The organism is Enterococcus sp. C46, assembly GCF_040887565.1.
Classification (GTDB): domain Bacteria; phylum Bacillota; class Bacilli; order Lactobacillales; family Enterococcaceae; genus Enterococcus_B; species Enterococcus_B lactis.
This window is the reverse complement of sequence record NZ_JBFOGA010000019.1, coordinates 1-10,991: the sequence shown is the minus strand read 5'-3', so window position 1 is coordinate 10,991 and position 10,991 is coordinate 1. Positions and strand designations below refer to the sequence as shown.

General features: G+C 33.5%; 6 protein-coding genes and 7 pseudogenes. 3 read left to right on the top strand and 10 right to left on the bottom strand.

The window, feature by feature from the left end; genetic code table 11:
- Positions 1-459, top strand: a pseudogene (locus AB3I27_RS13755) (hypothetical protein); the annotation flags it as partial.
- Between the two features lie 129 nt (positions 460-588).
- Here the strand turns inward: AB3I27_RS13755 and AB3I27_RS13750 are convergent.
- The 7 genes and pseudogenes from AB3I27_RS13750 to AB3I27_RS13720 all read right to left on the bottom strand — a co-directional run.
- Complete coding sequence (locus AB3I27_RS13750) at positions 589-1,338, bottom strand: IS3 family transposase (protein ID WP_172757413.1); 750 nt, start codon at positions 1,336-1,338, stop codon at positions 589-591.
- Positions 1,323-2,015: a helix-turn-helix domain-containing protein gene (locus AB3I27_RS13745; RefSeq protein ID WP_113846318.1), complete on the bottom strand. Its 693-nt coding sequence runs from the start codon at positions 2,013-2,015 to the stop codon at positions 1,323-1,325. The genes AB3I27_RS13750 and AB3I27_RS13745 overlap by 16 nt, the downstream gene beginning before the upstream one ends.
- A gap of 132 nt (positions 2,016-2,147) precedes the next feature.
- Positions 2,148-2,993, bottom strand: a complete 846-nt coding sequence (locus tag AB3I27_RS13740) for an AraC family transcriptional regulator (RefSeq protein ID WP_202781172.1) — start codon at positions 2,991-2,993, stop codon at positions 2,148-2,150.
- Between the two features lie 114 nt (positions 2,994-3,107).
- Positions 3,108-3,461: pseudogene (locus tag AB3I27_RS13735) on the bottom strand (helix-turn-helix domain-containing protein); the annotation flags it as partial.
- Between the two features lie 209 nt (positions 3,462-3,670).
- Positions 3,671-3,853: pseudogene (locus AB3I27_RS13730) on the bottom strand (hypothetical protein); the annotation flags it as partial.
- Positions 3,854-3,972: 119 nt separating this feature from the next.
- A pseudogene (locus tag AB3I27_RS13725) lies at positions 3,973-6,108 on the bottom strand (DNA topoisomerase 3).
- Positions 6,108-6,308 (bottom strand): annotated as a pseudogene (locus AB3I27_RS13720) (recombinase family protein); the annotation flags it as partial. The pseudogenes AB3I27_RS13720 and AB3I27_RS13725, both read right to left, overlap by 1 nt.
- Before the next feature lie 8 nt (positions 6,309-6,316).
- Here AB3I27_RS13720 and AB3I27_RS13715 point away from each other — a divergent pair.
- A pseudogene (locus AB3I27_RS13715) lies at positions 6,317-6,775 on the top strand (IS6-like element IS1216 family transposase); the annotation flags it as partial.
- Between the two features lie 219 nt (positions 6,776-6,994).
- Here AB3I27_RS13715 and AB3I27_RS13710 read toward each other — a convergent pair.
- From AB3I27_RS13710 to AB3I27_RS13700, 3 genes are all read right to left on the bottom strand, one after another.
- Positions 6,995-7,261, bottom strand: a complete 267-nt coding sequence (locus tag AB3I27_RS13710) for a helix-turn-helix domain-containing protein (RefSeq protein WP_002339787.1) — start codon at positions 7,259-7,261, stop codon at positions 6,995-6,997.
- Entirely contained in the window at positions 7,251-7,607 is a 357-nt protein-coding gene (locus AB3I27_RS13705) for a type II toxin-antitoxin system RelE/ParE family toxin (RefSeq protein ID WP_010724962.1), read from the bottom strand. The genes AB3I27_RS13710 and AB3I27_RS13705 overlap by 11 nt, the downstream gene beginning before the upstream one ends.
- Positions 7,608-8,171: 564 nt before the next feature.
- A complete protein-coding gene (locus AB3I27_RS13700; protein WP_202781177.1) occupies positions 8,172-10,046 on the bottom strand; it encodes a DUF262 domain-containing protein in 1,875 nt (624 codons plus the stop codon).
- 256 nt (positions 10,047-10,302) lie between these two features.
- On the opposite strand from AB3I27_RS13700, the pseudogene AB3I27_RS13695 reads away from it, so the two are divergent.
- A pseudogene (locus AB3I27_RS13695) lies at positions 10,303-10,991 on the top strand (transposase); the annotation flags it as partial.

The following is a 10,991-nucleotide window of genomic DNA, read 5'->3' as shown; positions in this document are numbered from 1 at the left end:
AGATTCATCGTCATTCCTCCTGCTATCTTTTTCTATTATTCTACCTTATTTGATAGTAGATTTAAAACTTTGCAACAGAACCATCAAGAAGACGAAGAAAAATCTTATCTTAAAGAAAGAATTTTTGTTTTAGAGAAATTTTTAGATAAAGAACAAACATCAAATTCGGAATTAAAAAAAATTATTCAACAAACTCAAAACCTCTTAGACCAACAGCAGCGGTTAGCATTGCAGGATAAAAAGTTGCTAGAAGAGTACAAGGCAGAAACCAAAGACTTAAAAGCTCTTAAAATGCCACCAGAGGATACAAGAGGTGGACAGGCAGAGTATCAGTATCAACCGCAAGAAGAATTAGAAAGGCTTAAAAGTGAAAATAAATCTTTGCAGGAACAGTTAAACGAACAAACAACGCTAGAGCAACACGGAGTACCTAGAAAGTGGTGGCAGTGGTGGAAATAAAGTTGCTTTTTATTCTTATCATTTGCTACTGATTTTTAATTTAGGAAAGAAGATGAACGAATCACAATAAAACACGACGGACTAACTCCGATGGAAATCAGACATAAGGCTGTCTCTTAAGGCTTTTTATTAACCTGTAAGAGGAGATAGAGAAAGTTCCTTTCTATATCTCCTCTGAATGCCAGTTCGAGTGAAACTCGAACAAATCTTTTTGTTTTTTTTCGACTGTCTACTTGACAGGGAGCAGTTCAATCCACGATCACTGTGGAAAATTGGCTGTGCATCAGGTTCAGCCGATCGTGCCTTATCAAAGGTATCCAGTACCAGTGGCAGGTCGTTCCTCTCGCTGATGACGTAAGCAACGATACGTCGATCATATAAATCTAGGATGGCACTCAAGTAGACCTTATGCACCTCGAGACCAATGTAGTACTTGAACTCTGTAATATCGGTGACCCACTTTGTATTTGGTGCTGTGGCAGAAAAATCACGATTCAGGATATTCTCCGCTACGTAATATGGATGACGACCTCTTTTAGTAATACTATTTGCCGGATGTTTGATTGAGGATTGAATTTTTTCTTCACGACAGATACGTAAGACGCGCTTATCGTTCACGTTTTGATCGTACGTCCGTTTTAGTTCGTCTTTGATCCGGCGATAGCCCATGTCCGGGTGTTCATCATGGATTGCTCTGACTGTTTTGGCAAGTTCGTTGTTCGCCATCCTCCGTGGACTATAGGGATGTTTCACCCAACGATTGTAAGCCGACCGGCTAACATTCAATATCTTGCACATGGGCTGAACAGGATAAAGTTTTTCTTCATGTAGTTCCTTGATTGCTTCATAAGCGTGCCAATTTTTTACTTCTTTTGCCAATCCCTTCTTTCTAATTCCTTTACTTTTTTTAACAGGTCAATCTCCATCTGTTGGTATTTTACCTTTTCTTCCAACTGCGCAATTCTAATTTTTGCTTCTTCTTCAGGTGTTCGACTTTCTTGGTTTGCTTTGCGGTGACCACGACGATCTTCGAGTCCTGCTTCTCCCAATTTCTCGTAACGCTTGACCCAGTTATAAACGTTCTGATAGGTCACTTGGTACTTTACAGCTGTGCCACTGTAATCGTAGTTGTTGGCAATACAGTACAATACAATCGCTATACGCTCTTCTAAACTGAACTTTTTTGTCTGACTCACTTTACTTCCACCACTTTCTGATTTAAAGGTTCCATGAGTAGTATATATCTTTATCCAGTCTTGGAGCTGTACCTTGTTCCGTAAACCATATTTTTTTGTGACTGCCTCCAATCCTTCAAATCCATCCAGATAGTCTAGAACGGCTTCGATTTTTCGTTCTTTTGAGTAGTGACGATTCTTTTTGGTTGGTAATAATCCTGTAGGTCCTTCATTTTCATAAATGGCTATCCATCTTTTTATTGTACTCCAGTTCACACCTGCTTCTTGAGCTGTTTTATTGATACTGCTTTGACCATTGAGATAATTCTCAACTATCTGTATTCGCTCTTCAACGCTTAGTTTCATTTTTCTTTTAGACATACGAAATACCCCTATCTAGGACGTTAATTATTTCTTTGTCCTAGATAGGGGTAGCATATCATCACTTAAATTGAGAAATTAGGGTCTTTTTTCGTTACTCCATAAACAGTATTCTATTACTGAATATGTAATTTACTTCGGGATAACAGGGACCCAGAGTTCGTGTCTTGGTTTATGCTTCGGACCGTAATAACATTCTATACACGGTAAATTTGCAAGTTCATACTCGGAGGTAGGGACCCACTCGGAATATAAACGTTTCCATGCATCCACTATGTTCGGAAAAACTGCCCATGTACTTGCGGGAATAATAAGCGTCTCCATATTTTCTGGGGATTCCCCATCGTATCTTACGCCCATGAAATAGGAAAATTGTTCATCTGTTATGGCAGCTTCTTTTCCGCAAACCCCCAGAAGGCTTTCAAGCGTGCATTTTGGATTTTCCCATGACATATCTACTAGTTCTTGCATAAATCCATCTTTTTTCGCAGTGTTCCAAAGCGTAGGGATTGTTTTAAATGCTCTGCTTGTTTTTACTGGCTTACTTTTTCCAACAATTCTTAATTCAAAATCAAGGTTTTCAATTCTGTACTCCATCTCGGTATCTCCTTTAATAGAAATTTGAAAGGAAATTCTGGGAAAGGCTTTTAACTGTACCCCTCTATTACGAGCATTGGAAGGGGTTACTCCATGCATTTTTTGAAAAGCACGTGAGAAAGTATCAGAAGAAACATAACCATATTTAATTGCCACATCAATGATCCGAATATCACTTTTTTGAATTTCAAATGCTGCGAGTGTTAACCGTCTACGTCTAATATATTCTGATAGCGATATACCTGAGATTGAAGAGAACATTCTTGAAAAATGAAACTCAGAACAATTAGCTGCTTTTGCAATCTCTTTGTAGTCTATTTCTTCATCCAAGCTATTTTCAATGTAGTTTAACGCATTGTTCATTCTTTCTAGCCAATCCATAAGTTTACTCCCTTTCAATATTTACTTTAAAACAAAATAGATAATAATTGCCGACATTTCATGCCTAAAAATGTTGGTATCAAAAAATAAACCTTTTGATAGAATCAGGACAAACTATTTGTTTCCTTCCGATAGCCTTCTATATAATGAAGCCCTAGACACATTAGTAATTTCGCAAATTTGATTTACAGTCATACCGCCTTCTTTATATAGTTTTACTGCATATTTCATTCCTGCGTGATTTTTATGATATTTCTTTAAACGACCCTTAAACTTCCCTTCTTTCTTAGCCAGCTCAATCCCTTCTCGTTGACGCATACGGATAAGATCTCGTTCTAATTGGTTCACACCAGCCATTACTGTAATTAAGAATTGGCTGTATGGATTATCCTCTGATAAATCTAGCCATGTATCCTTGAGTGATTTTAAGCTTGCCTTTTTCCTGCGTATTAAATCAATCAATTCAAATCTGTTATATAGTGAATTTATTACTTTTAATAGGGAATTCACACGAGGATCAATTAATAGAGTACTAAAAAGGATAAGAACGAATGTCTTATCCTTTTTTAGTAAACGTTCGACGTGGTTTTCTTTCTGACATTAACAATTCCTCCAGTGTGTTTTCTTATATTTTACACACCTTATTTTTATTGTCTAGTTCAGTGTAACCTATCCAGTAAGTCCTTATCGATCATTAAAACTTTTAAATTCAATTTGTCTGTCAAATAAGCAAACATAGTAGATAATTTAGACTTTCCAACACCGCCTTTAAAATAATTGTTTAAGATAACAATTGCTTCATTTTTACTGTTTCGAATATGTCTTAAATCTTCTAATATTTTGAATTCTTCTTTCGTCATAACAACGCCCCAGTCTCTTTTGTTTTGATATGTCTATTGTATCACTAAGAATCACTTGTGATTTGTGATAAGTGATTTGTGATTAATATATAAAAGCCCTTTAAACAGGGCTTTTATGCTTATTTTGAAAAAGAGATAAAATCAATATATCCCTTTTCTCCGATTTTTACAACGGCATTGTAGGACTTTTTATCTTTCGTTTTGATTCCTTTTACCAGGGTTTCTTTTCCCTCTAGTAATTCTTTTACATTTGTTTTGGTTAGTTTTTTCTTTCTAAAATGTTCAGCTAAAGTAAACTTACATTCAGGATAATTTGAACAACCATAAAACGATTTTTTTAATACAATATTGTTGCCACACTTAGGACATTTGCCTACAATACTTTTTTCTGCTTCTTTTTCTTTCTGTTCCTGGTAATCAGCAAAACTTAATTTCTCTATATCGGTAGGTACATTTTCCAATAAATGAACGATAAACTTCTTGATATTATTAATAAAGTTTTCTTGATTACCTTCTCTTTTACCAATCTTCTTTAAATACGTTTCCCATTTAGCCGTCATTTCAGCACTCGTTAAGAGGTGCTGACTTTCGACTGCCTGGCACAATAATTTACCTTTTTCAGTCACAACAAGTTTATTTTTAATGACTTGGATATATTCTTTTTGTTTCAAGGCTTCAATAATGCTTGCTCTTGTCGCTTCTGTTCCGATCCCCTCGACTTCTTGTAAAATCTTGATTGCTTCTTCATCATCAACCGTTTTATTAGCGGTTTTCATAGCAGTCAATAATGTACCCTCTGTAAAAGCTTTCGGTGGTTGTGTTTCTTTTTCGGCACTCTTAACGTCAACCTCGGCATGTTCTCCAAGGGTAACGTTTGAACGTCCTCTTTTTCTTCTTTGTTTTGTTGTTTGAAAAGAATTTTCCAACCTTCTTGTTTTGGTGTCTTGCCTATTGATTGAAAAAGTAAGTCGGCTACTTTGGTTTGTATCTTAGTTTCTTCATACAAATAATCAGGTAGAAACATGGCAACGGTCGTTTTAACGACTAAAGCATAAATTTTTCGTTGCAAATCGTCCATTTTTGCTAATGCAGATTCGTTAGGTACTTGTTTTGTTGGGATAATGGCGTGGTGTTCCTGTACCTTACTACCGTCCACATAACGCTTTCTAGGCTCTGTTTGAACCATTTCAAGATCAAGTCCTAAAAAACCGCTATATTTGCCAAAATTCGCTTTTAAATAAGCAAATTCGTTCTCTGTAATAAATGGTGTATCTGTTCTTGGATAACTCAATAATTTTGCTTCATACAGTCCTTGCATAGCTTTTAAAGTTTGGCTCGCTGTCGCTTTATAAAGCTGATTGACTTTTGATTGCAAACTACTTAAAGAAAACAAACTTGGACTATTCGTTTTCTTCTCTTTGGTTTGAACATCAGCAATTATCCCCTCTTGATTGCCTATTTTAGCTTGTTTAGAAGAAACAAAAGCTAAAAAGCTCCTCTTGGGTTTTAAAACGCTGTGTGGGGCTTAGAACGCCCTTAAATGACCCTTGGTTTACTTTTATACTAGCTTCCACCTCGAAAAAAGGTTCTTTTCTAAAGTTTTCTATGGCTTCCTGGCGCTGAAAAATAAGGTATAAGGTGGGCGTTTGAACACGTCCTAGTGAAAATGTACCTTGTACGCCCTTCTGCTGTAAATTTAACGTATACAAAGGGCTTGCATTCATGCCGATCAACCAATCGGCAATTTGGCGTGTTTGCGCTTCTTGATAAAAGAGATAATAATTCATTCCTGGTTGCAAATTTTGAAAACCGCTTCGGATCACATCTTTTTCTAAGCTATTGATCCATAGTCTTTTAAATGTTTTATCTTTTGAAAAGGCATTTGCTTTATGGATAATCGACCAGGCGATATTTTCACCTTCTCTGTCGCTATCTGTTGCAACAATAATTGTATTTGCCTTTTTGAGAAGTTCTGCAACAATTTTAAACTGCTTTCCCTTATCTTTTGCAACTTCAAAATCGTATCGATCAGGAAAAATCGGCAAAGATTCAAGTTTCCAATTTTGCCACTTTTCGTCATAATGACCTGGTTCTGCTAATTCCACTAAATGCCCAAAACCAAAGGTGATAAACGTTTCATCTGTAAATAGTGGGTCTTTGATCTCAAAATAACCGTCTTTTTTGGTGCTTTGTTTTAAAGCACTTGCATAGGCTAATGCCTGGCTTGGTTTTTCAGCTAAAATAACTGTACTCATTAACTATCCCTCTTTTCTTTATTTTTCCTTTGATCGACTGTCACGTTATATCTTGTACGATACCTTCTAAACGTTCGGCGATTAATTCCAGTTTGTTCCTCAACTTGTTTATCGGAACAACCGTTCAAAAATAAATCAAAAGCATGCTTTAAACGTGGATCATTTTCTTTGAATTTATGCTGACGACCTTTGAATTTTCCATGAATAAATGGATGAAACGTACATCAAAATTAAAGGAAAATGGCATTATTTGTATCGAGCCATCGATGCAGATGGTTTAACCTTGGATATTTGGTTACGTAAAAAACGGGACACACAAGCAGCCTATGCTTTTCTTAAGCGGTTAGTGAAGCAGTTTGATGAACCGAAGGTTGTAGTCACAGATAAAGCCCCCTCTATTACAAGTGCCTTTAAGAAACTAAAAGAATACGGCTTTTATCAAGGGACAGAACATCGTACCATTAAATACCTGAATAATTTGATTGAACAAGACCATCGTCCAGTAAAGAGACGCAATAAATTCTATCGAAGTTTACGCACTGCCTCTACCACGATTAAAGGCATGGAAGCCATTCGAGGATTATATAAGAAAACCCGAAAAGAAGTCACTCTCTTCGGGTTTTCGGTCTGTACTGAAATCAAGGTATTATTGGGAATCCCAGCTTAAATCATAGATACCGTAAGGGATTTTATTCTTTATTTAAAACTTTGCAACAGAACCTTTTCATTTATTGTACCTTTCTCTTTATGTCTCTTTAAAGTAATTTTTGTATAAAATTTATTGACTTTTACACTATAGGACAATTTTTATCTATTTAGTACAAAAAGGCCCACTAAACTAATTGATTAGTTAGGAGCCTATTATAGGTATATTTTCAACTCGCTTTTAAGCAAATTCTACTACCAGCTTTTTGCCTAATGCCCTAGCGATATCATCAAGTTTATCGAAAGATACGTTATCCCCTCTCTCAATTCGAGCAATAGTAGATTGAGTTGTATGTGCTTTTTGTGCAAGCTCCGCTTGAGTTAGGCCTGCTTCCTCCCGTGCATGATAAAGAGCAACCGCAGTTTCGAGTTTTCTTCCTTCACGGTCATATGCTTCTGCAAAATCTTTATCTTTTTTCTTTTCTTCAATCAATTTTTTAATCATCATTTGTGAACCACTCCTCTCTAAGTTCTTTTGCATGATTGAGTTCAGTTATTGGTGTTTTCTCCGTTTTTTTAGTAAATCCGTGAGTAATGACATACCTTCCATTGTCCACATGGAAATAGATGGCTCTTTGGATGTTTGATCCCACCTTACTTCTTAATTCGTACAAATTAGTGTCTAATTTTTTCACCCATTTCAACCGTTGAGCTACTAGCATCCCATTCTTTTCTGTTTCTTCTATTGTACGTAAAAGCTTCGCACTATCTTTTTTTGGTAATGTTTCCAACCATTCTAAAAATTCATCATGACCATTAGGTCTTTTAAATGTTTCAAAAGATATTTTTTCCATACCCAATTATATCATATATTGATTTTATATTATAGTATATAACATAAAAATTCGAATTGAATACTATAAAATATGCATTTTATTATCTATTTAATCCTTTATACTTAGTAAATGTCAAGGGCAATTTAAAAATGTAGGAAAGGGGGTGCGGATAACAATATGGTTTCATATCACTGAATTTTAAGTAAGTTTCAAACAAAATAGTTCCTCTAAAGGGTATCTAAATGGTATCTAAATACCTCTATAAAAATACAAAAAAACACTCTTTGAAATAATCCAAAGAGTGCTGTAAACGTTGAAATAGCAACGATATTAACGTTGAGAACTGTGGTGAACGACGAGCGCCTTTAAGACCTGGCTTCTTACGTTTAAAAAACTTTAGGATTTCGTAAAGCTGTATAGACTATCGTAAACCTTGATACTAAAGCGTTTCTAATTTTTCGATTGCATAGAATTGCACCAAAAATCACTCAGGGGTAACTAAAGGGTAACTACATAAACCGCTGGCCGGTGGTATTTTATTAATTCTATAGAATCTTTTATAATGTTCACTTTAAATTACTACTATTTATTATTAATTATTTTATTATTAATTATTAAATATCTTTCATATAATTCACTTAATGAAGGATCACGTGAAACTTTATCACCAAAATATTTTCCATGTTCCTTCAGCAAATCTAATAATTCTTCATCTTCTCTAAATTTTTCGCTTAGTTTTAGATATAAATTTACGTCTTCTTTATCTAAATTAAGTATATATGGATTAAAAATAAATACTCTTTCATATAAATCGTCAATTATTGAATTTAAACGTGTTATAGTATCAAATCCCTTTTCCTCAGAAAAATAATCTCCTAAAGATTTATTAATATTTATATCAGAATCGTCTAATAATATCCTCAACTTTTCATCAATAATTTTGTCTTTTAACTTATCTTCATTTGTAGAAGATAAAACCAAAGTTAAGTTGCCCAAATTGACCGTTTCTTTTTCCCCATTATCATTTAATAAATGCTCAATAGTCATCTCTTTCACATTTATATTAATATCTTTTTGATATAATTTACTATACTCTCCCAGAGTAAAACGGACTAATTTTGAATTTTTCTTTAAAGTCTTATCTTTATTAGAGTATCTAAATGAAGGGTGATTTTGCATAATACTAATAAAATCTTCTTTATTTATAAGTCTTTCTAACTTTAAAAATAAATCAGTCATATGCATTTTAAATTCCACATTTTTTTTACAATGGTATATTAAATAATTATATTGATTTAATAACTTATCTGTAAAGTTACTAGTTTTCTGCATTCCATTAAAAATAAAGAAAAAATTTCTCAGATTTAAAAATACTTTTTCCCTTATGTCTTGATTTATTATTCCTTCTTGTTCCTTTAATAGTATAGCTGTAAGTAGAGCTCTAATTTGCTGATTTCTTTTTATATTAAAATACTCAATTGTAGTATCATCAGTATCTTTCTCATTAACTTTTATATATATTTTTGAAAAATTATCAAAATCATTTAACATCTTTGATAGAGATTCTATTTCTATTTCTTCTTTAATTAGTTTATAAACAGAATTAGAATTCTCAGCATCCTTTTTTATATAACACTTTGCAAAATGTACCATGAGATTGTCAATATCACTAATTGTCTCTGCCCTCTTAATAATATCATTCCATTTCTTTTTAGCATGATCTATATAAGCTTCTTCTCTTGGATGGATATATTTCATAATATGATTTTTTAATAATTCCATTTGTTTTAATTTTTGCCCTCGGGCATTTAATACCTCAAATATATTATAAATCTCTTCTTCTTGTTCTGAAATAATTTCAACAATATTTATATTTAATAATTTATTCAAAAATATATCAGTTTCTTTAAATGATTTCGTAGAAAGAAAATTTAAATAATATCTGTATGGTTTGAGAAGTGAATTTTTATTAGAAATTTTTTCTGATTCAAGATGTCGTGAATAATCAATTAATTCTAATATATCTTCTTTTATATCTTCATTTTCAATTTTAGGAATCTTTTCACTGTTTGATTTCATTGCAGAAATGTATGTTGAATGAATATATTTAGCACGTTTAGTTGCTTCCTCCGTTTCTAATTCCATTAAATGTCTTGAAATTGCATTGAATAATATAAATAGTGTTGTGATTCTTTGTTGGCCGTCAATTATTTCGAAATTAATAATCCCTGGATCTTTTCTATCTCCCAATTGTTTATCAATGTTGTTTAATACAATTGTACCTAAAAAATGAGACCAATTAATATCATGAATATTTACAGTAAAATTAATATCAGATAATAATTCGGACCAGTTTTTTTCTGTCCAAACGTATGCTCTTTGATATCGAGGTACTTTATATACAGAAGATCTTTGAAATAATGAAAGAACGGTCCTATTTTCTGTGCTAAATCCCATTAAATCTCCCCCTTATTATTAAATATTTATTCTTAATTACTTTAATCCAACTCTGGTAATTTATCAATTAAATCTAAAGTCTTAATACTTAAAGTAATAACAGACAATAACAAATTGAATATATATTTAGGGTCCTCTGAGTAAGTATTGAGAGTGTAAAATATTTTGTGTAAATGAATAAAACCATACAAAAAAGGAAGTCCCTTCTGTAGAATAAAGTTAACGACAACCAATTCACAGAAAAGAGGACTTCCCTATGAATGATTTTACTACAGAAATTGTACAAACTCTAGTCACTAAAGGCGATTTAAATGAATTATTCCGGTCACACTTAGAAAGAGCGATAAACACTCTCCTACGGACAGAATTAACGGCTTTATGTATGGACATCATTATACTCCACAACCCATGTCAAACATGACTAAAGTGTTGACTGAAGAAGTAAACGCATTTAAAGCCAGAGCCTTAAATGATAAGTATGTCTCTATTTTTATGGACGCTACTTATATTCCACTAAAACGTCAAACCGTGTCAAAAGAAGCCATTTACATTGCCATTGGAATACGAGAAGATGGGACTAAAGAAGTACTAGGTTATGCGATTGCCCCGACTGAGTCAACACACGTTTGGAATGAGCTACTACAAGATATTAGCTCCAGAGGCGTTCAAGATGTCTTGCTCTTTATTACGGATGGCTTAAAAGGTATGAAAGATACCATTCATAAAATTTATCCGAAAGCAAAATACCAACACTGTTGTATCCATGTATCTCGTAATATTGCTCATAAAGTACGTGTCAAAGACCGAAAAGAAATCTGTGATGACTTTAAGACTGTTTATCAAGCTAATTCAAAGGAAGAAGCGAGTACCTTCTTGTCCTGTATGGTTGAGAAGTGGCAGAAAACTTATCCTAAAGTGACGCAGTCACTCATAGAAAATCAAGAT